The sequence below is a fragment of the Streptomyces gottesmaniae genome (assembly GCF_031845845.1).
GTDB lineage: Bacteria > Actinomycetota > Actinomycetes > Streptomycetales > Streptomycetaceae > Streptomyces > Streptomyces akebiae.
In genome coordinates this window covers 1-21665 of the sequence record NZ_JAVRFJ010000040.1, presented here as the reverse complement: position 1 = coordinate 21665, position 21665 = coordinate 1, and the positions used below count along the sequence as shown (strand labels likewise).

14 protein-coding genes are annotated in these 21665 nt (G+C 72.9%); 11 read left to right on the top strand and 3 right to left on the bottom strand.

Features of this window, described 5'->3' with window-relative positions; all coding sequences use genetic code 11:
* The first annotated feature begins 2 nt into the window (after nt 1-2).
* Nucleotides 3-827: an SDR family oxidoreductase gene (locus tag RM704_RS34870; RefSeq protein WP_033527859.1), complete on the top strand. Its 825-nt coding sequence runs from the start codon at nt 3-5 to the stop codon at nt 825-827.
* A 47-nt stretch (nt 828-874) separates the two neighbouring features.
* The gene (locus tag RM704_RS34865; protein WP_033527860.1) at nt 875-3562 is read left to right on the top strand and encodes a non-ribosomal peptide synthetase; all 2688 of its coding nucleotides are present in this window, start codon (nt 875-877) and stop codon (nt 3560-3562) included.
* A gap of 15 nt (nt 3563-3577) precedes the next feature.
* On the opposite strand, the gene RM704_RS34860 is transcribed toward RM704_RS34865, so the two are convergent.
* Together RM704_RS34860 and RM704_RS34855 are read right to left on the bottom strand one after the other, a co-directional pair.
* Entirely contained in the window at nt 3578-6274 is a 2697-nt protein-coding gene (locus tag RM704_RS34860) for a winged helix-turn-helix domain-containing protein (protein ID WP_033527961.1), read from the bottom strand.
* A 250-nt stretch (nt 6275-6524) separates the two neighbouring features.
* Complete coding sequence (locus RM704_RS34855; RefSeq protein WP_033527861.1) at nt 6525-8237, bottom strand: IlvD/Edd family dehydratase; 1713 nt, start codon at nt 8235-8237, stop codon at nt 6525-6527.
* Nucleotides 8238-8286: 49 nt separating this feature from the next.
* Between RM704_RS34855 and RM704_RS34850 the strand changes: the two genes are divergently transcribed.
* The 5 genes from RM704_RS34850 to RM704_RS34830 all read left to right on the top strand — a co-directional run bounded on the left by RM704_RS34850 (nt 8287) and on the right by RM704_RS34830 (nt 16583).
* Nucleotides 8287-9174 carry an IclR family transcriptional regulator domain-containing protein gene (locus tag RM704_RS34850; RefSeq protein ID WP_311591963.1) on the top strand — a complete coding sequence of 296 codons (888 nt, stop codon included), beginning with the start codon at nt 8287-8289 and terminating at the stop codon, nt 9172-9174.
* A gap of 193 nt (nt 9175-9367) precedes the next feature.
* A complete protein-coding gene (locus RM704_RS34845; RefSeq protein ID WP_192829681.1) occupies nt 9368-10426 on the top strand; it encodes a zinc-dependent alcohol dehydrogenase in 1059 nt (352 codons plus the stop codon).
* Between the two features lie 35 nt (nt 10427-10461).
* Nucleotides 10462-11595 carry a PP2C family protein-serine/threonine phosphatase gene (locus RM704_RS34840; protein ID WP_033527862.1) on the top strand — a complete coding sequence of 378 codons (1134 nt, stop codon included), beginning with the start codon at nt 10462-10464 and terminating at the stop codon, nt 11593-11595.
* Nucleotides 11596-11802: 207 nt separating this feature from the next.
* Nucleotides 11803-15093, top strand: coding sequence for a discoidin domain-containing protein (locus RM704_RS34835; protein ID WP_033527863.1), 3291 nt, complete (start codon nt 11803-11805; stop codon nt 15091-15093).
* Nucleotides 15090-16583 carry a family 43 glycosylhydrolase gene (locus tag RM704_RS34830; RefSeq protein WP_033527864.1) on the top strand — a complete coding sequence of 498 codons (1494 nt, stop codon included), beginning with the start codon at nt 15090-15092 and terminating at the stop codon, nt 16581-16583. The genes RM704_RS34835 and RM704_RS34830 overlap by 4 nt, the downstream gene beginning before the upstream one ends.
* 461 nt (nt 16584-17044) lie before the next feature.
* Here the strand turns inward: RM704_RS34830 and RM704_RS34825 are convergent, their stop codons facing one another.
* Nucleotides 17045-18199, bottom strand: a complete 1155-nt coding sequence (locus tag RM704_RS34825; RefSeq protein ID WP_192829675.1) for an aromatic acid exporter family protein — start codon at nt 18197-18199, stop codon at nt 17045-17047.
* Nucleotides 18200-18376: 177 nt separating this feature from the next.
* Between RM704_RS34825 and RM704_RS34820 the strand changes: the two genes are divergently transcribed.
* From RM704_RS34820 to RM704_RS34805, 4 genes are all read left to right on the top strand, one after another.
* Nucleotides 18377-19309, top strand: a complete 933-nt coding sequence (locus RM704_RS34820; RefSeq protein WP_311591960.1) for an SDR family oxidoreductase — start codon at nt 18377-18379, stop codon at nt 19307-19309.
* A 132-nt stretch (nt 19310-19441) separates the two neighbouring features.
* A complete protein-coding gene (locus RM704_RS34815) occupies nt 19442-20122 on the top strand; it encodes a GAF and ANTAR domain-containing protein (RefSeq protein WP_107072308.1) in 681 nt (226 codons plus the stop codon).
* 349 nt (nt 20123-20471) lie between these two features.
* Nucleotides 20472-21356, top strand: coding sequence for an SDR family oxidoreductase (locus RM704_RS34810; RefSeq protein ID WP_033527865.1), 885 nt, complete (start codon nt 20472-20474; stop codon nt 21354-21356).
* 88 nt (nt 21357-21444) lie between these two features.
* Nucleotides 21445-21665: hypothetical protein (locus tag RM704_RS34805; protein WP_311591954.1), on the top strand; the 221-nt coding region annotated here is incomplete at its 3' end.

Below are 21665 nucleotides of genomic sequence, written 5' to 3'. Positions count from 1 at the left end.
CGATGCGTCTGCACGGCAAGTCCGTCCTCGTCACCGGCGCCGCCCGCGGACTCGGCAGGGCGACCGCCCTCGCCTGTGCCGCCGAGGGCGCCGACCTCACCCTGCTGGACCTCTGCGCCGACCTGCCCGGTGTGCCGTACCCCCTGGGCACGCCGGGGCAGTTGGAGCACACCGCCGCGCTGTGCCGGGAAGCGGGCGCCGCCGTCCTCCCCACCGTGGCCGACATCCGTGACCTGCGCGCCGTACGGGAGGCGGTGACCCGGGCCGAGGACCGGTTCGGGCGGATCGACGTCGTCGTGAACAACGCGGGCATCGCGGCGCCCTCGGGCAAGCCGGTGCACGAGATCGGCGAGGAGGAATGGTCCCTGATGATCGACGTGGACCTCTCCGGAGCCTGGCGGGTGATCCGCGAGGTCGGCAAGGCGATGAGCGCCCGGCGGGCCGGCAGCATCGTCAACGTCGCCTCCACGGCCGGGCTCGTCGGCTACCGGCACTTCGCCGGATACGTCGCCGCCAAGCACGCCGTCGTCGGGCTCACCAAGGCCGCCGCGCTCGACTACGCGCCGTCGAAGGTGCGGGTGAACGCGGTCTGCCCGGGATCGGTGCGCGACGACGCGCGGGCCGAGGGCCGCATGCTCGGCGAGATCGCCAGGGCCCTCGCCGTGCCGGTGGAAGAGCACGAGAAGACCTTCGTCGAGGCACAGCCGATGAACGCGCTGATCGAGCCCGAGGACGTCGCGTCGGCGGTGCTCTTCCTCGCCTCGGACGAGTCCCGGCAGATCACCGGCTCGGTCCTGACCGTGGACGGCGGATTCAGCGCCCGCTGAGCCCGCGCACACCGTCCGCCCTCCCCGAACGACAAGGAGTACCCCCCGTGTCAGGCTCCCCCCACTCCGCGGCCCGCTGCCACGCGGTGCGCGTCCGCTCGGACCGCTCCCCCGACCTCGCGGCACTTCCGGGGGTGTGGATCGAGGACGTGCCCGTGCCGGCGGCCGATCCGCTCGCCGAGCGCCTCCGGCACGCCGAACTCGCCCGCCCGGCCGACGCACCGCGCAGGGTCCTGCTGCGCTACACCGACGGCCCCTGCGATCTGGTCGTCGTGGCCCCCCGCGACCCATGGGACCGTACGGCCCTGGGACGGCTGACCACCGGTGACCTGTCCGCACCGCGAACCGACCGCGCCGCGTCCCCGTCACCCACGGACACGCCCTCACCCACGGACACGACCACGCCCGCTCCCACGACCGCACCCGCACCCGCACCCGCACCCGCCTGGGGACTGGCGGACGACGGCCCAGCCACCCCGCACCACTTCGCCCTCGGCGACGGGGGCGACGAGGCGAGCTGGCTTGCCGCGCTCGCCGTCACCCTGCGGCGCTACGACCCCGAGAGCACGCCCGTCATCGGTACGGACCACGGCTCCTTCACCGTCGAGAACGCCGCCACGCTCGGGGAGTCGAAGCCGTCCCCCGCGGACGGGCCCGCGCTCGTGGGCCTGCTCTTCGACGAGGCGGAGGTGCCCGGCGCGTACGTGCCCTGTCTGGCACCGCCGTTCCCGCTCACCCTGTCGGTCTTCAGGGACGCCGACGGCTGGCGACTCCGCTGCGACCATCTCGCCACGCATGTCTCCACGGAGATCGCCACGCAGTTCACCCGGCACCTCGTACGCGTGCACCAGCGTCTCCTGGTCGCGCCGGGGACCGCGGTCGGCGACGTCGACCTGCTGGACGACGCCGAGCGCGACCGTGTCGCGGCGCTCGGCCGCCCGCCCCACCCGCTGGTCACCACCCCGGTGGGCGTGCCCGAGGCGTTCGCGCGGATCGCGGAGGCGACGCCCGACCGCGTCGCGGTGACCGACGTCGGCGCCGAACTGACCTATCGCGAACTCGACGAACGGTCCGCCCTCCTGGCCCACGGCCTGCGCGCCCACGGCGTCGGATCCGGGGACCGGGTGGGCGTGTGTCTCGAACGCACCGCCGAACTCGTGGTCGCCGAGCTCGCCGTGCTGAAGGCGGGCGCGGCCTATGTGCCCGTCGACCCCGCCTATCCGGCGGACCGCATCGCCCACACCGCGCGCGACGCGGGCCTGGGCGTGGTGATCAGCCGTCTGCCCGAGTTCCCGGACGTACCGGGCTGTGCGGCCGTGACACCGGACGAACTGTGCGTCGCCGCGGCCGAGCCCGGGGCCGCCACCGCCCTGCCCGCCGCTACCCCCCTGCCCGCCGTCGCTCCCGACGCCGCCGCCTATGTCATCTACACCTCCGGTTCCACCGGCCGCCCCAAGGGCGTCGAGGTGCCGCACCGGAACGTGCTCGCCCTGATCGACGCGACCCGCGACGAGTACGGGTTCGGGTCCGACGACGTGTGGACCTGGTTCCACTCCAGCGCTTTCGACTTCTCCGTGTGGGAGATCTGGGGCTGCCTGCTGACCGGGGGCAGGCTGGTCGTGGTGCCGTACTTCGTCTCCCGGGAACCCGACAGCTTCCGCGACCTGCTGGTGTCCGAGCGGGTGACCGTGCTGAGCCAGACCCCGTCGGCGTTCGCCCAGTTGCTGGACGTGGACCACACGCGGGTCGGGGTCCGGCTGGTGGTGTTCGGCGGTGAACCGCTCGACGCGCGCATGCTGCTGCCCTGGTTCGACCGGCACCCCGAGTCGGTCTGCCGGATGGTGAACATGTTCGGCATCACCGAGACGACGGTCCATGTCACCCAGCAGACGCTCACCCGGCGGCTGGCCCTCGCCGGCACCCGATCCGTGGGACGCGCGCTGCCCGGTTGGCACCTGTACGTCACCGACGCCGCGGGACGGTTGCTCCCACCGGGGGTGGCCGGTGAGATCTGCGTCGGCGGCGCCGGGGTCGCGCTCGGCTATCTGGGCCAGGAGGAACTGACCGCCCGGCGCTTCGTGGCGGACCCCCGCACCGGCGGGACCATGTACCGCAGCGGGGACCTGGGCCGTCTGCGCCCGGACGGGCGGCTCGAACACCTGGGGCGGATCGACAGCCAGGTCAAGATCCGCGGTTTCCGGATCGAACTCGACGAGATCCGCTCGGTGCTGCTGGAGGACCCGGATGTGCGGACCGCGGCCGTGGTGGTGCGTCGGGACGACCCGGCCGACGCCGCCACCGCCCGGATCGACGCCTATGTGGTCCTCGACGGCGGCAGCCCGTCCACGGTCCGCGAGCGGGCGGCGGGCGTCCTGCCCGACCACATGCTGCCCGCCACGGTCACCGCGCTGGACGCGCTGCCGCTGACGGCCAACGGAAAGCTCGACACGACTCGGCTCCCCGCGCCCGTGGCCGCCGTCCCGCCCGCGCGGGACACCGGGCCCGTCGCGGACGACGACCTCACCGGCCGGCTGCGGGAGATCTGGAGCGAGGTCCTCGGCAGGCCCGTCGGCCTGGACGACGACTTCTTCGAACTGGGCGGCAACTCCCTGTTCGCCGTCCGCATCGGCGCGGCCCTGCGTGCGCACGGCCTGCCGTCGCTGCGGCTGCGCGAGCTGTACCGCCACCCGACCGTCCGTGGCACCGCCAGGAACCTCGCTGCCACGAGCGGCTGACTCCAGAGGCGTCAGTCACAGCAGACGCAGCTCGCGGGCGCGGCGTACGGCGTCGTTGCGGCGGTTGACCGCGAGCTTGCGGAAGACGCTCTTGAGGTGGGTCTTGACGGTGTTGACCGACACGCACAGGTCGGCGGCGATCTCCTCGGTGGACATCATCCGGTCCAGACGCCGCAGCACGTCGCGTTCGCGCCCGCTCAACTCCTCCACCACCGGTGGCCGCTCCTCGGGCCGGGGCGGCCCGGTGTGTGACGGCGGCCCGGCGGGGTCGGAGGTGAGCCAGCCGGCCGCGAGGCCCCGCAGCGGGGCGGTGCCGAGCACGGGCCGGAGCCATCCGCCGGCCTCGGCGAACGGCCGGCGCAGCCGCTCGCGCCGGGCCTCGTGGAGCGCCTGGGCGAGAAGCCTGCGCACGGCGGCCTGGTCGCCCATCGCGTGTGCGGCCTCGGCACGGACCAGCAGGGCCCGTACGGTCACCGCGGGGCCGGTGGGGCTCTCGGGGTGCAGCCCGTCCAGCAGCTCGATCGCCGCGAGGGGCGTGCCCGCGGCCAGACGGGCACGTGCCTCGCCCACCGCGCACACGGGCTGGTGGCCGGGCACGGCGTGCAGCAGTTCGGCGGCGGCCTCGGGCCGGCCCCGGGACAGGTGGGCGGCGGAGGCGACCAGGGCCGTGTGCCCCTCCGCCCAGGGCGAGGCGACGTCGGCGGCCACGGCCGGTTCGGCCGCCGCCAGGGCGGCCCGGGTGTCGCCGCGGGCCAGCAGCAGACGGGCGGTGGCGAGGGAGCGGCCCGCCTCGGTCACCGGGTCCCGCATCGCGGGCGGGGCGGCAGCCGCCGCGTCGAGATGGGCGCGGGCCAGCCGCAGTTCGCCCCGGTCGACGGCCACGGCCGCGAGGACCAGCCGTGCGACGCCGAAACCCGACGGCTGCGGCAGGCTGTACCGCTCGGAGACGGTGAGCGCCGCCATGGCCTTGCGTTCCGCCCTGCCGAGCCAGCCGTTCAGATAGTCGATGAGGGCCAGTCGGCCGAGGGAGTCCTCGCGGGGAAGCGCGGTCGACACGCCGTCGGAGCCCTCGGCGACCAGCGACAGGGCGGCACGCGCCTCCTCCAGGTGCCCGGCCCACAGCCGGGTGGAGCCCACATGGGCGAGGAGCAGGGCGGTGAGTTCGGGATGCCTGTCCAAGAGGTGGGCGGGGACCTGTTCGCGCAGCCGCTCGGCGGTTCCGGCGGCCTGTTCCGCCCTGCCCGGTGAGCCGGTCAGCCGGGCCGCCAGCGCCTCCAGCAGCAGGCAGCTCAGCCGGGCCGCCGCCGGGCCCGGTTCGTCCTGGGCCCGCGCCCGGTCCTCCTCCCCCGCGAGGCTCCGCTCCGCGTGCCGCAGATGGGTCAGGCCCCGGTCGAGCTCGCACCGGGAGAGCTCACGGGCCGCCCGTACGAGGTCCGTCGCGGGGCTCGTGGCTTCGGGGTCCATGCGGGAGAACAGGTCGGTGAGGTCGTCGGAGCGCAGGCCGGTGAAGAGCTGGCCGATGGCGAGGTCGTCGACGAGGGCGCCGGCGGTGAACTCCCAGTCGCCCGCGGCGGCGCCGTGGCCGAGCGCCTCCGCGAGCATTCCCGAGCGGCGCAGCCACTGTGCGGCCCGCCGGTGGAGCACGGGTTCCAGGCCGGGGCAGCGCATCCGCAGATGGGCGCGGAGGATCTCCCCGAAGAGGGGGTGCAGGCGGTACCAGGCGTGCCCGAGGTCCTCGACGAAGGCGTTGCCCCGGTGCAGCCCGGCCAGGATGCCCTCGGCGTCGGCGCGTTCGGTGAGCGCGTCGGCCAGCTCGGGGCGGAACCGCTCCAGGACGCTGACCCGCAGGAGGAGGTCCTGGGTCTCGGGGGTCTGTCGTTCGAGGACCTCCGCGAGCAGGAAGTCGGCGACCGCCGTGCGGTCCGCCTCGAACTGTTTCAGGTACGCCTCCGGGTCCGGGCTCTCCCGCGCGGCCAGCGCGCACAACCGCAGACCTGCCGCCCACCCCCGGGTGCGCTCCACGAGCGCCTCCGCGACGGGCACCGGGAGCCGCAGGCCGTGCAGGTCCAGCAGGACGGCCGCCTCCTCGGGTGTGAAGGCCAGTTCCGCGTTCCTGATCTCCGTGATGTCGCCGGTGGTGCGGTGGCGGTGCAGCGGCAGCAGCGGTTCGGTGCGGGTGACGAGGATCAGGCGGACACCGGAGGCGGCGTGGTGCAGGACGAACTCCAGTTGGTCCGCGATCTCCGGGTCGGTCACCCGGTCGTACTCGTCGAGCACCACGATCACGGGTGGGTCCAGGGCGCCCAGTTCGGTGGCGAGCCGGGTCAGCAGGGTGCGGTCCACGCGGCCGGCGTCGGCCGGACAGCCGATGCCGGACGGCAGGGGCACACCGGCGGCGCGCAGTGCCTGGAGGAGGTAGGCCCAGAACATGCCGGGGCCCTGGTCGCCGGCCTCGGTGGTGAGCCAGGCGACCGGGCGGTCCCGCCGGGCCGCCCAGTCGGCGACCAGCAGGGTCTTGCCGGCGCCGGCCGCCCCGTTGACCACGGTCAGCGGCGTCCTCAGGGCCTGGTCGAGGTGGTCGACCAGACGTTCGCGCCGCAGGAACGTGACGGGCCGGGCCGGTACGGCGAGCCGGGTGGGCAGGAACGGGTCGCCCTGGGGATCGGCACAGGGGACGGCCGACCCCGAACCTCTCTCCCCGGACCTCACCATGGCTTTCACCACCACCGGTCGTCGGAACTCGGGCAGCGCTCCTCGTTCAGCATCCCAGCGTTTCCCCGAGCCTGCGCGCCACGCGGCCGCGCACGGCGCACCCGGGGCCTTGGCCTCGACGCGTCGTGGGGGCGCGGGAACGGACGCGTCGTGGGGGCGCGGGAACGGGTCGCGTACGCCGTCCGTGGTCAGCCGGCGTGCGTGACGCCCGTCGCGGGTCCTGCGCCGGGGCGGCCGGCCGGAGTCGGCGTCAGTGCGACTCGCGGCTCACCTCGGAACCGCTGGAGCCGAGGAGGAAGTCGAGGTCGGCGCCCGTGTCGGCCTGGAGGACGTGGTCGACGTAGAGGCGTTCCCAGCCGCGCCTGGGGGTGGCGAAGCCGGCGACCGTGGCCCGGTCCGGCTCCCGCCGCGCGAGTTCGTCGGCGGACACGTCGACGTCGATACGGCGGGCCGCCACGTCGAGGATGACGAAGTCGCCGGTCCGGACGAGGGCGAGGGGGCCGCCGGCCGCGGCCTCCGGTGCCACGTGGAGGACGACCGTGCCGTACGCCGTGCCGCTCATCCGGCCGTCGCAGACACGGACCATGTCACGGACGCCCTGTTCGAGGAGCTTCCTCGGCAGGGGCATGTTGGAGACCTCGGGCATGCCCGGGTAGCCCTTGGGGCCGCAGCCGCGCAGGACGAGGACGGAATCGGCGTCGACATCCAGGTCCGGGTCGTCGATCCGGGCGTGGAAGTCCTCGACGGAGTCGAAGACGACGGCCCGCCCCCGGTGGCGCAGCAGACGCGGGGAGGCGGCGGCCGGTTTGACGAGGGCGCCGTCGGGGGCGAGGTTGCCGCGCAGGACGGCGATGCCGCCCTCGGCGACCAGCGGGTCGGCACGCGGGCGGATGACCTCGGTGTCCCAGACGGCGGCGTCGTCGAGGTGGGCGACCAGTGGCTCGCCGGTGACGGTGAGCGCGTCGGGGTCGAGCAGATCGCGGACCTCGCGCAGGACGGCGAGCAGTCCTCCGGCGCGGTGGAGGTCCTCCATGAGGAAGCGTCCGGCGGGCTGGAGGTCCACGAGGACCGGCACCCGGGAGCCGATGCGGTCGAAGTCGTCGAGCGACAGGTCGACCCCCAGGCGGCCGGCGACGGCGAGGAGGTGGATCACCGCGTTGGTCGAACCGCCGATGGCCGCCAGCGCGACGATCGCGTTGTGGAAGGACGCCTTCGTCAGGAAGGTGCCCGGTCGCCGGTCGGCACCCACCATGTCCACGGCCAGCCGGCCGGTGTGGTGCGCGGCCTCCAACAGCCTGCTGTCGGCGGCGGGGATGCCCGCCACGCCGGGGATCACCGTGCCCAGCGCCTCGGCCACCAGAGCCATCGTCGACGCGGTCCCCATCGTGTTGCAGTGCCCCCGGCTGCGGATCATCGCCGACTCGGAGCGGGTGAACTGCTCCTGGGAGAGCGTGCCCGCCCGGACCTCCTCCGACAGCTGCCACACCCCGGTGCCGCAGCCCAGCAGGCCGCCGCGGAAGGTGCCGTTGAGCATCGGCCCGCCGGGGACCACCACCGCGGGGAGGTCCACCGAGGCGGCGGCCATCAGCAGCGAGGGGATCGTCTTGTCGCAGCCGCCGAGGAGCACCACACCGTCGATGGGGTTGGCCCGCAGCATCTCCTCCGTGGCCATCGCCGCCATGTTCCGCCAGAGCATCGCGGTGGGCCGTACGTTCGTCTCGCCGAGCGACACCACCGGCAGGTCCAGCGGGATGCCGCCGGCCTCGTACACGCCGTTGCGCACCGAGGCCGCGACCTCGTCCAGGTGGGCGTTGCAGGGCGTCAGATCGGAGGCGGTGTTGGCGATGGCGATCTGCGGCCGTCCGGTGAAGGCGTCGTCCGGCACGCCCCGCCGCATCCACGCCCGGTGGATGTAGGCGTTGCGGTCCTGTCCCCCGTACCACTGCGCGCTGCGGAGCGTCACCCGGAGTCCCTTCCGACCATCGGCACGGCGGTCTACAGTCTGGAACGCGATGAAGCATACGCAGGCGCACCGGAGCGCGGCAGACCCCGCGGCGGGTGCCCCGGCGGGTGGCGGGGCCGGCCGACTCGTGGGGGCGGACCGGGTGTTGGCGGTCCTGAAGGCGCCGGCCAGGTGTCCCGGCGGGGTGGGACTGGAGGAGCCGACCGAGGTGGTCGGCAGTCCCGGGCCGACGGCGCACCGGACGCTGGGTGCGCTGCGCCGGACCGGGCGCGCCGGCCAGGACGCGCGGGACCGACCCACGCACACCGACCAAGACGCACGGGACCGACCCACACACACCGACCAAGACGCACAGGACCGACCCACACACACCGACCAAGACGCACAGGACCGACCCACGCTCGGTGACGCGTTCCTGCGCATGGCCTTCGCGCCGACACCGAAGCCGTCCTCCGACGCGGACAGTGGTCGGAGCCCGCACCACGAGGCGCGGCCGGAGCACATCCGCGTCCGCCCGGTGCTCGAAGCGCCGGCGCACCGGTTCGGCGAGCCCGCTCACCACGCGGTGCCGGACTGCCGGGAGGCCGTGTACCGGGCCGAGGCCGACCCGCCCGATGGTGCCCTCCGGCTGACGCCGACGGTCGGCGGACGCGACCCCGCCCACCCCACCGCTGCCGGAGAGCTGCTGCTCGCCAGGCGGTCGGGCGATCCGGCGGCGGAGGGGGACGCCTGGATCGGCGGCCCTCCCCCGGGCCGTCGTACGCCCCGGCCGCCGTGCACGGCGGCCGTGCCGCAGCGTGAGCCGGCGGCCGCCCGCGTCGGGGGCCACGGCGTCGACGACCAGGAGACCGAGGCCGGGTTCGACTGCCTGGCACCGCCGGTGTTCCCGACCTCGCCGCGGGCACCGTCCGGTGGCGGGCCCCGTCCGGTGCCGTGAGCGGCAGCGCGCTCGCGTACCGGACGCCCCTGGCGACCCCGTTCGACCCGCTCGACGAGATCCGCGCGCTGCTCGGGCCGCTCGGCGAGCCGTACCGGTGAGGCCCGCTCCGCACCCCGGCGAAGACCTCGCTCACGCCCGGCCCCGGCCGCACGGCGTCCGACACCACCCAGGAGAGAACTCCGTGAACCTGATGCGCGCGTTCGTCCTCACCGCCCCCGGCTCGTACGAGGTCCAGGAGCTCCCGGCGCCGGTCGCCGGGCCCGGGGAAGTCGTCGTCGACGTGGAGCGGGTCGGGGTGTGCGGTACCGACATGGAGTTCTTCTCCGGCACGATGACCTACCTCCACCAGGGGCACGCCGCCTATCCGATGCGGCTCGGCCACGAGTGGGCCGGGCGGGTGTCGGCGGCCGGGGACGGTGTCGACCCGGGTTGGGTCGGCAGGCGTGTCATGGGCGACACGATGCTGGGCTGCGGCGACTGCCGCCGCTGCCTCCGGGGCGACCAGCACGTCTGCGAGCGGCGCCTGGAGGTCGGCATACGCGGGGGTCTCGCGGGTGCCCTGGCGGAGCGGCTCGCCGTACCGGCCACCTCGTTGCACGCCCTGCCGGACTCCGTGGACGCGGTGCTCGGCGCGCTGGTGGAGCCGGGCGGCAACGCCCTGCGCGCGGCGCGGGCGGCCGCGGCCCGGCCGGGGGACCGGGCCCTGGTCCTCGGCCCTGGCACGATCGGGCTGCTGGTCGCGCTGTTCCTCCGGGCCGCGGGTGCGGAGGTCCACCTCATGGGCCGGGACGCCCCTTCCCTCGCCTTCGCCCGCAGCCTGGGCTTCGACCGCACCTGGACGGAGGACTCCCTGCCGGACCTCCCCTTCGACGCCGTCGTCGACGCCACGAACGCCGCCCATCTGCCGGAGCGCGCGCTGGAGTCGGTGGAGCCGGGCGGCCGCGTCGTCTACATCGGGCTGGCCGCCGGGCCCAGCCGGATCGACACCCGCGCGCTCGTCCTCAAGGACGTCACGGCCGTCGGCGTCCTCTCCGCCTCCCCCGGACTCGACGCCACCATCCGCGCCTACGCGAACGGCACGATCGACCCCCGTCCGCTCGTCGCCGCCACGGTGCCCCTCGACGCGGTCGGACCGGTGCTCGCCGGTGAGCGCCCGGCCGGGGCCGGCGCCGGGCCGAAGGTCCACGTCGACCCCCGGCTCCGGCCGCTACGGCGGGGCGGTTCCCGCACGTGGGAGGACCCGGCTTAACGTACGGGGAGATCACGATCTGCCCGGGAGTCCGCATGGCCGGTAGCCGCCGGAAGAGCCCTGTCGAGGCCGTCGAGGCCTTCGAGGCCATCGAGCCGCCACGCAACGCCGAACTGATCCTCGGCGTGCTGGGGGTCACCGCCCTGGTGGAGGCGCTCGGGGTGCTGTCCGGGTCCGAGGTGTGGCTGCTCGGGCTGCTGGTGTTCCTGCCGGGCACGGCGTCGGCGCTGTGCACGGTCCGGCAGACGGCGTTCGTCGCCGCCTGGACCACGCTCGTCGTCACCACCACGGCGGTGGTGCGCAACGTCGACGCCGACCGGTGGCTCGACCGGCTCCTCCTCGTGCTGCTCACCCTCGCTCTGGGCGTGGCGTCGGTGTACGCCTGCCACCGGCGGATCGGGCGCGAGCACGAGATGTTCCGGCTGCGTTCCACGGCCGCGGCCATGCAGCGGCACATCCTGCACCCGCTGCCGCTGCTCACCGACGACGTCCTCGTCAACGGCGTGTACGAGCCCCTCCAGGAGGACCGGCTGGTCGGCGGGGACATCTACGACGTCGTCGCCTCGCCCTGGGGGACGCGGGTGCTGATCGGGGACGTCCAGGGCAAGGGACTGGCCGCCGTGGGCGCCGCGTTCGCCGTCATCGGCACCTTCCGCGAGGCCGCCCATCGCGAGCCCACGCTCACCGCCCTCGTCGACGCGCTGGACGCGGCGGTCGTCCGGCACAACTCCTACGCCGAGAACACCGGTGACGACGAGCGCTTCGTCACCGCCCTGGTGATCGGCATCGACGGGCACGGCGAGGAGGTGCAGGCCGTCAACTGCGGACACGTCCCGCCGCATGTCCTGCACGAGGGCACGGTCACGACGGCCGAGCTGGACTCGGGCGTCCCGCTCGGCCTCGCCGAACTCGCCCTCGAACCCACGATCGTGAGCTGGTTCGCGTTCCCGCAGGGCGCGACGCTGCTGCTGAGCACCGACGGCCTCACCGAGATCCGGGCGGCCGACGGCACGTTCTACCCGGTCGACGAACGCCTCGCCGAGCATCTCGACACCTCCCCCACCGACCTGCCCCGGGCCCTGTACGAGGACGCCCGCGCGTACGCGGGCGGCGGCGGTTCGCACGACGACGTGGCTGTCCTGACGGTCCGTCGGTCCCCACGGCACTGAACCGGGACCGAAAAGGGTTTCCGCGGCGCCGGACAGGTGCGCGGGTGACGTCTGCGTGTCCTGGACCGCTTACCGCGTGAACTCGCCTCTCTCCCGCCTCCCTTGACACTTCAACAGCCCGCTCCTACGTTGCGAAAACCTTTTAGGTCGTTTTTCCGCACTCCCCGGTTCGCGCGCACGTGTCGTCAACGGGACAGGGAGCCTGTGATGAGAAGACCGCACGTCCTCCTGGTACGACGCCGGCGCACGAGGTGTCTCCTCGTCGCCCTGGCCCTCAGCGCATGTTCCGTCGTCGCCGTTCCCCCCGCCGCGGCGGCGCAGACCATCGGGTTCCCCACCTTCGGCGGTCCCGCGATCCCGGCACCGCCGGTCGCCCACACCTCCGGCGACATGATGAAGGCCGTCTACGACGCGGAGAGTTCGGGCACCGACTTCTGGATGGACCGCCTGCTCGCCCGCTCCGGCAACGACCCGGCCGGGCCCTGGCTGATGAGCCGCGGCCGGGCCCTCTTCATGAAGGAGCACAACCCCGCCCAGCTCGGTTTCGGCGGCAAGTCCGCCTACTGGGAGAGCATCAGCGACAACAACGCCTACACCGTGGCGATCACCCCGGGCACCTTCACGGAGCAGGTCGCCCAGCGGCGGCAGACCCCCAGCCACTGGAAGAGCGTCCACACCAGCGGCTCGATCACGGTCGACCAGACGAAGTTCATCACCGACAACAACGTCGCCGTGACCAACCTGTCCATCAGGAACAACGGTTCCGCGTCCACGACGCTCCAGTTGCGTGCGACGTCGCCGTACGCCACCTCCGGCAGCGGCAGCGAGCTGACCGGCCAGGTCAACGCCTACAACAACCTCACGACCCTCCGCCCCCGCCTCACCGGCGACGGCTTCGCCGTCTCCGGCGGCGGCCTCGACCGGTCCGTGACGATCGCGGCCGGTGCCACGGTGACGGCCAAGGTGGTCATGGGCTTCGTCACCGACGAGATCCCGCAGTCGCTGACCGAGTACCACGCCTACGCGGGCCACTCCCCCGCGACCGCGTTCGCCACCCACGTCAAGGCCTACAACCTGTGGTGGGCGCGGAACGTGCCCTACATCGACGTGCCCGAGCCGGCCATCAAGAAGAACATCTACTACCGCTGGTGGCTGATGCGCTTCAACAGCCTCGACGCCGACATCCCCGGGCAGACCTTCCAGTTCCCGACCTCCACCGAGGGCGTCCTCGGCTACAACAACGCCATCGCGCTCACCCAGCCGATGCACATCGACGACCTCAAGTACCTGCGGAACCCGGCCTACGCCTACGGGGACTGGCTGAGCGTGGGCCAGACCTCCAAGGGCGGCCGCTTCCTCGACAACCCGGGCGACCCGGAGAACTGGTCCAACAGCTACACCCAGTACATCGCCGAGGCGGCCTGGAAGAGCTACCAGATCCACGGCGGACAGCCGGGCATCGCCGCCAACCTGGCCCGCTACGCCGAGGGGGACGTCAAGGGGCAGCTCGCGCACTACGACCGTGACGGCAACAAGCTCATCGAGTACGACTGGGGCGCCCTGACCGGCAACGACGCCGACGCGGTCTCCTTCCACTGGAAGCCCGGCGCCATGGACCGCGCCGAGTCCGCCTACCAGTACAGCGGGGCCCTCGCCGCCGCCCAGGCCTACGAGGCCACCGGCAACACGGCCAAGGCCACGGAGATGCGCACGCTCGCCGGCCAGATCGAGGACGCGATCGTGAACGTGCTGTGGAACCCCGACCGGCGACTGTTCGAGCACCGGCTCAAGTCGACGAACGAGTGGGTGCCCTGGAAGGAGATCAACAACTACTACCCGTTCTCCGTCGGAGCCGTCCCGAACACCGCCACGTACCGGCAGGCGCTGCGGCTCTACGACGACCCCGCCCAGTACCCGGTGTTCCCCTTCTACACGGCCAACCAGGTCGACAAGAAGGCGGCGGCCGACGCCGGGGAGCCGGGCTCCAACAACTTCTCCACCATCAACTCCACCGTGCAGTTCCGGCTGTACTCCTCGGTGCTGCGCAACTACCCCAACTCCTGGATGAGCGCGAGCGACTACAAGAAGCTCCTCTACTGGAACACCTGGGCACAGTACGTCGGCGGCAACACCCAGTGGCCCGACGCCAACGAGTTCTGGGCCGACTGGAACGGCAGCTCGATCGACTACCGCTCCTGGATCCACCACAACATCCTCGGCAGCAGCAACTGGACCGTCATCGAGGACGTCGCCGGGCTGCGGCCCCGCAGCGACGCCAAGGTGGAGCTGTCCCCGATCGACATCGGCTGGAGCCACTTCACCGTCAACAACCTCCGCTACCGGGGCGCCGACCTGTCCGTGGTCTGGGACGACCCGGCCGACGGCGTGGTGCGCTACCCGGGCATCCCGGAGGGCTACTCGATCTACGTCGACGGCGACCGGGTCGCCACCGTCGGCTCGCTGACGCCGATGACCTGGGACCCGGCCACGGGTGACGTCACCACCAGCGGCACGGTCACCCACCACGTGGCCAAGTCCGGGCTGAAGGCGCCGAACCAGGTCGTGCAGGACAGCCCGCAGATGGTCGACATGCTGGCCAAGGCGGGCGTCGACCTGACCGCCGATCTCACCAACCTCGCCGCCGGCGCCACCGTGTCCGCCTCCCACACCGGCTCCGGCGGCAATGTCGCCGGCGCGGTCGACGGCCTCCCGACCAACGAGCCCTTCTGGGGTGCGGGCGGCTCGGCCAACAGCCAGGACTGGTACGAGCTGAACTTCGGCACCCCGCGCACGCTCGACGAGGTCCGCCTGTACTTCAAGGACAGCCGCCCGGCGAACACCACCTACCGGGCGCCCTCCGCTTACACGATCCAGTACCACAACGGGAGTTCCTGGGTCGGCGTCCCCGACCAGACGAAGAGCCCGGCGGCGCCCCGCGCCAACTACAACCGGGTGCGGTTCCCGTCGGTCAGCGCCCAGCGCGTCCGCGTTCTCGCCACCAACGCCTCCGGCGCGAAGACGGGCCTCACCGAGGTCAAGGTGTTCAACCGGGGCGGGGTCCAGCCACCGGCCAACCAGGCGGCCTCGGCCACGGCGTCGGCGTCGTACACCTCACCCTGGGAGAGCGTCACCGCCGTCAACGACGGGATCGACCCGCCCGCGTCCAACGACACCGTGAACCCGCGCTGGGGAACCTGGCCGGAGACGGGCCGACAGTGGGCCGAGCTGACCTGGCCGTCGGCGAAGACCCTGAACAAGGCGGAGGTGTACTTCTTCGACGACGACCAGGGCATCGACCTGCCCGCCTCGTGGAAGCTCGAGTACTGGAACGGCAGCGCGTACGTGGACGTGCCGGGCGCCGGAACCTATCCGCTGGCCAGGAACCAGTACAACACCGTCTCCTTCGACGCCACCGCCACCACCCGGCTCCGGGTGGTGCTCACCGGGAACGGCACCAACTCCGTCGGCCTCCTCGAAGCAAAGGTGTACGGCCCGTGAACCGATCCAGATGTCTGTCGGCGCTCCTCGCTCTGCTCACCCTCGCGGTCGCCTTCCTCGTGGCGCCGCCCGCGTCCGCCGCCGTCGCCTTCACCTCGACGGGGACGAACCAGAACGGCGGCAACTGCCTCGACCTGCCCGGCGGCTCGACGACGAACGGCACGCAACTGCGCGCCCTCACCTGCTCCTCGGGCGCGAACCAGTCCTTCGGCTACACCCTCGTCGACGGGACGAGCGACACGTACACGATCACCACCGGGTCCGGCCAGTGCGTCGACGTGTACGGCGCCTCCACGGCGGACAACGCGGCGATCATCCAATGGCCCTGCCACAACGGCACCAACCAGCGCTGGCGGCTCGTCCCCGTGACGGTCCCCGGCACCGACCGGACCTTCAACCTGGTCTCGGTCGGCTCCGGCAAGTGCGTCACCCCGAACGGCGGCTCCTCCGCCTCGAACACCGTCCTGGTCCAACTGCCGTGCGCCACGGCGAGCGGAAGGGTCTGGCGGCTGCCCGGCTTCACGGGCGGCGGACCGGCCCCGAAGACCTTCACCAACCCGCTGGTCCAGCGCGGTCCCGACCCGTGGCTGACGTACCACGACGGCTTCTACTACCTCGCCACCACGACCTGGAACTCGACGATCACCATGCGCAGGTCGAGCACGCTGGCGGGGCTCTCCACGGCGACGGAACAGGTGATCTTCAACCTGACCCGGCCCAACGGGGCAGGCACGATGTGGGCACCGGAGTTCCATCTGCTCGACGGACCGAACGGCAAGCGCTGGTACTTCTACTACACGGCCGGCCGGGAGCCGTTCGACCTGGGCACCCAGCGGATCCACGTGCTGGAGAGCGCCGGCCTGGACCCGATGGGTCCCTACAGCTTCAAGGCCGACCTGCTCGACCCGACCCAGGACAACACCTGGGAACTGGACCCCGGCATCCTGCAACTCGACGGCAGGCTCTACCTGTTGGGCACCTACTACAACGGCTCGCAGCCCATGTTCATCCGGCCCCTGTCGAACCCCTGGACCGCGAGCGGCACCCGCCGGGTGCTGTCCACACCGACGTACAGCTGGGAGACGGTGGGCGGCGCGGTCAACGAGGGCGCCGAGGTCCTGCAACGGGGCGGCAGGACGTTCATCGTCTACTCGGCCAGCCACTGCTCCACACCCGACTACAAGCTCGGCATGCTCACCCACAACGGCGGGGACCCGCTCAACGCCTCGTCCTGGGTCAAGTCCCCCACCCCCGTCTTCCAGCGGTCCGACGCAGCCGGCGTCTACGGTCCCGGCCACAACGGCTTCTTCAGGTCGCCCGACGGGACCGAGGACTGGATGATCTACCACGCCAACGACTCCGCCTCCGGAGGCTGCGACATGAACCGGTCCCCCAGGGCACAGAAGTTCACCTGGAACGCCGACGGCACCCCGAACTTCGGCACACCGGTCGGCCGGGGGGTCACCCTGACGGCGCCGTCGGGAGAGTAACCGGCTTCGCGTGGTCGGCTTCGCGTGGTCGGACCGTTGCCTCCCGATCGCCCCCGAACCGCTGGCCCGGCGCTGGGGCTGCTCCGGCTGCACGAGGGGAGTTGGAGACCTTGCGGGCCTGCGTCGCGGGCCGGACGCCCGGTGCGGAGAGCTCCGCACCGGGCGTCCGCGTGGAAGACGACCCGCTGCTCCGAAGGCGCCCGGGAGACACACTCCAGGACGACCTGGAACTTCCGGCCGAACTCCTGGGGGCCTGGCCCTCCAAGTAGCGCCGCAGCCGGCGCACCCGCCCCTGTCTGCGCAGGATCAGCGCGAAGAAGAGGGAGGTCTTCGACGTCGAGCGCCGGAACGCCCAGGGCGGGGCCGGCCGGAGCGCGGCGTCTGGATCATCAGCTCCTCGCTGACCGCGAGGCCGCTCAACGGAACCCGAGAACACCCCCCTGCCCCGACCGCCGGGGCCCTCAGTGCCGGACGAGCTGATCGGCCAGACGGTGGGCCTGGGCCAGCAGCGTCCCGTACGTCACGAGCGCGTCCGGGTCGTCCGCGACGGCGCCCGGCAGGCGGACGCGGAAGTCGTCGAGGCTGCGGTGGAGTTCGCCGACGGCCTCGCGGAGCTCCTCCGCGCCCGCGTCGTCGTCGCCCGGGGCGAATCGGGTCCGTCCGTAGAGGCTGACGGCGCGGGCGGTGCGATGCAGGAAGTCCGCGTAGGGCCGGGCGATCGTCGTGTCCGGCCGAGCGGCCTTCCCCCCGCCGTCGGCGGCCTCCCACACCGTTCGGGTCACGCCCGAGGTGTGGACCGCCACGTGGTCGAGCACGGCCAGCGCGTCGGCGTACGCCTTGCCGGGCGGGGCGACGGCGTGCCTGCGGCGTCCCCACGGATTGACCCGCATGCTCTCCCGGCTCCACCCGATGGCCTGCCGGGCCTGGTCGACCAGACGCCCCAACCGCAGTGCGCGCTCGTGCCACTCCCCCGCCTGCTGCCCTTCCCACTCGCCGGTGGCCAGTCCCTCCGCCACCGAGTCCAGGATCGCCTCGGCCTCCTGGACGGCGTCGAGCAGCGCGGCGCGGGTGTCACGCAGATACACCGGGGGCCTGATCAGCGCGTTGACCGCGACGCCCACCACCGCGCCGAAGACCGCCTCGGCGATGCGGGCGGCCGACGCGGCGACGGTGACCTGACCGCCGGTCAGCACGAAGAGCGCGCCGGTGGCCGCGTAGACGCCCTGGCTCCCCAGCCGTTGCCACTGGCCCAGCAACAGCACCGTCGGCAGCACCAGGGCCATCGTGACCATCGTGTGGTCCAGCACCAGTGCCACGCCGGTGGCCACCACCGTGCCGACCGCGATGGCCCCGAGCTGCTGCAAGCCGTGGGCGAGCGACCGGAACACCGTCGACTCCACCAACACGACGGCAACCCAGGGCGCCACGAACGCCATGGGAGCCGCGAGCCACCAGCCCGCTACCGCCCACGCCACCCAGGCGGCCAGCGCCGCCTTGCCGGCCTGCGCCACCAGATCCCGTTCCCTGCCCGGTCCCGCCCACGCCAGCCGCACCGTCCGCACGGCGGCCGCCGCACGCCGCCGCGCCTCCCTCATCAGCCTGCCCATCCACTCCATACCCACCAAGTGCCACGTCGGCGGCGCGCCGCACCTGCCGCTCGCGAAGTCACGGCGGACGAGCCGGGTGACCCGGCTGCCGGGCCCCGACGGCCCGCCGGGAAGCGGGGCTTGGTCCGCGTCGTGGTGGGCACGCGATGCGTGCAAGCACGGCGCGGCGCCGGCCACGGCGCCCCCGTGGACAGCACCGGCGAAAGGCACACCTTGCCCTCCCAGCACGAACAGCCCACACCGCAGGTCGCCGCCGAACCCACCCCGCCCTACGACTCGGACAAACAGCGACGGCCCGGCCTGGAGGCGGACATGCGCACAGCGCCCCGCTATCGGGCGGACCGTTACCGCGCCGCCGGAAAGCTGGAGGACAAGGTCGCGCTGATCACCGGCGGCGATTCCGGCATCGGACGGGCGGTGGCGCTGCTCTACGCCAGGGAGGGCGCCGACGTGGCCGTCGTCCATCTGCCGGACGAGCACGTGGACGCGGAACAGGTACGGCAGGAGGTGGAGGAGCAGGGCAGGCGCTGCCTGTTGCTGCCGGGCGACCTGAAGGACCCGGAGTTCTGCCGGGAGGCCGTGGAGCGGACCGTGGACCGGCTCGGCGGGCTGAACGTCCTGGTGAGCAACGCCGCCTACCTCAACAGCAAGCTCGAACTGGAGCAGCTGACGGCCGACGACTTCGACCGGACGTTCAAGACCAACATCTACGCGTACTTCCACCTGGTCATGGCCGCCCTGCCCCATCTCGGTCCGGGGGACGCCGTCATCGCCACCGCCACCGAGGAAGCGCTCAAGGGCAGCACGACGATGATCGACTACGCGGCGTCCAAGGCCGCGCTGATCACCCTCACCAAGTCGATCGCCCCGCACCTGGCCCGGCGCGGTGTCCGCGCCAACGTGGTGGCCCCGGGCCCGACCTGGACCCCGCTCAACGAGGCGGACCAGCACATGCCGCCCGAAGGCCTGGCGCAGATCGGGAGCGAGGCGCCCCTGGGCCGGGCGGCCCAGCCGGAGGAGATCGCGCCCACGTACGTCTATCTGGCCTCCGACGCCGACTCCAGCTACACGGTCGGCGAGGTCATCGCCGTGACCGGCGGCATCGTCGACACCCGGTGACCGCCCGGCGCGGCGACGGTGGCGTACCGCGCCCCGGCCCGGGGAAGGCGGCTGTCGGGTCGCCTTCCCACGGGGCTCGCGTGCGAGGCTGGGTACGAGTACTTCTGCGGGCCGGGGTGATCGGAGGACGGTGTGGACTGGGATCGGTTCGCACAGCAGATGGCGTCGATGGCGCGCGATCTGCTGGCACAGCGTTCGGTCGACGCCACCCTGGAGCGGATCACCGCCTCGGCCACCGAACTGGTGGAGGGCTGTGACGCGGCCGGCATCCTCGTGCTGCACGGCACCGCGGTGGAGACGCTCGCTCCCACGGACGAGCTGGTCGTCGACAGCGACCGGCTCCAGGAGCGGTTGCGCGAGGGGCCGTGCTTCGACGCCGCCCGTGAGGGTGAGGGGGTCCTGCGCATCCCCGATTTCTCCGCCGGGCAGCCGCGCTGGCCCCTCTTCACCCCACAGGCCCGCCGGCTGGGTGTGGGCAGCATGATGGGCTTCCTGCTGTTCACCGTGGACGAGGACCTCGGCGCGCTGAATCTCTACTCGCGGGAGCCCGGGGCGTTCACCGAGGCCAGTGAGTTGGCCGGCTGGCTGCTGGCCTCGCACGCGGCGGTCGCCTTCTCCAGCGCGCGCACCCACGCCCAGCTGAAGCAGGCCGTCACCACCCGCCATGTGATCGGCGAGGCCATGGGCATCCTCATGGGCAGCCACGGCCTCACCGAGGAGGAGGCCTTCGACGTGCTGCGCCGCTTCTCGCAGGAGCACAACATCAAGCTCCGTGAGGTCGCCCGCCGGGTCTGCGAGCAGGGCAGCCTCTGACGGCGGAGCGCCCAGGCCCGTGAGGCCGGGGCCGGCGGGCACCGACAAGTCGAGGGGACGGCTCCTCCGGCACGTTGTCAGAACCAGAGAAGCCTGGCCGGGCCGACCCCCAGGGGAACGCCGTCGAACCCGGCCTTCCCATCAAGTCCCCCCGCCTCGGCTCCCCACACCCCGGAGCCCCGACCACTTGCACGCCGGTTCGGCGCGGGCGCCTGTGGCGTGGGCACGTACGGCACGGGCACGGACGGCGACCCGCGCGGCGTCGGGCACGTCCGTGCGGGTACCCGGCACGTGCCGTGCGGAGGGGGCGCCCCCTCCGCTCACCCGACACCGACGAAGGGCCGTACCCATGAACGACGACGACGTGCGGAACCCGGTCGAGCGGCATCCCCGGCCGGACCTCCCCCAGCAGGACCAGGAACATCCCGGCTGGACGGGCCCGATGGACCCGCCGCCCGATCACGGCGAGGAGTCCTACCGGGGCAGCGGGCTGCTCAAGGACCGCAAGGCGGTACTCACCGGCGGGGACTCCGGGATCGGCCGCGCGGTGGCTCTGGCGTACGCACGGGAGGGCGCGGACGTCCTCTTCACCCATCTGCCGGAGGAGGCCGAGGACGCCCGGGAGACCGTGCGGCTCGTCGAGGAGGCCGGGCGGAAGGCGGTCGCCGTCGCCTGCGACGTCCGCGACGAGGAGCAGTGCCGCGCTCTGGTCGAGCGGGCGGTCGCCGAGTTCGGCCGGATCGACGTGCTGATCAACAACGCCGCCTACCAGATGGCGCAGCCCGACGGCATCGGCGCCATCACCACGGAGCAGTTCGACCGGGTCGTCCGGACGAACCTCTACGGCATGTTCTGGCTGTGCCGGGCGGCCCTGCCGCACATCCCGGCGGGCGGTTCGATCATCAACACCACGTCCGTGCAGGCGTACAAGCCCAGTCCGCACCTGCTCGACTACGCCATGACCAAGGGCGCGATCGTGACGTTCACCCAAGGGCTGGCGCAGATGGTCGCCGCGGACGGCATCCGGGTGAACGCCGTGGCGCCGGGGCCGGTGTGGACCCCGTTGATCCCGGCGACGCTCCCGGACACGAAGGAGTTCGGCAAGCAGGCGCCGCTGGGCAGGCCGGCCCAGCCCGCCGAGATGGCACCCGCGTACGTGTTCCTCGCCTCCGACCAGGCGAGTTTCGTCACGGCGGAGATCCTCAACGCCACCGGCGGCACCCCGCTGCCCTGAGAGGTCCGTTTGGCTCCTCGGTCATCGGGCACCCGTGGGCGCACACGGGGAAGCACTGGCATTCGGTTCGGAAAGAAGATGAGACGCCGTGAGTACGCACACCGTCGAGAAACTCGTCGTCCGCGAGAGCGGCTGGGCCGAGGCCCGGCGTCGGCGCGAGAAGGGTGTGCGCCTGTGCCTTCCCGCCCTGACGGACCGGGACGGCAACCGCAGGACGGGGTTCGGGACGGACGAGCACATCGTCAGGGGTGACGACTACGGACGACGACGGCGGCGGGCCGGTGGAACCCGGATTCACCGGGTTCCACC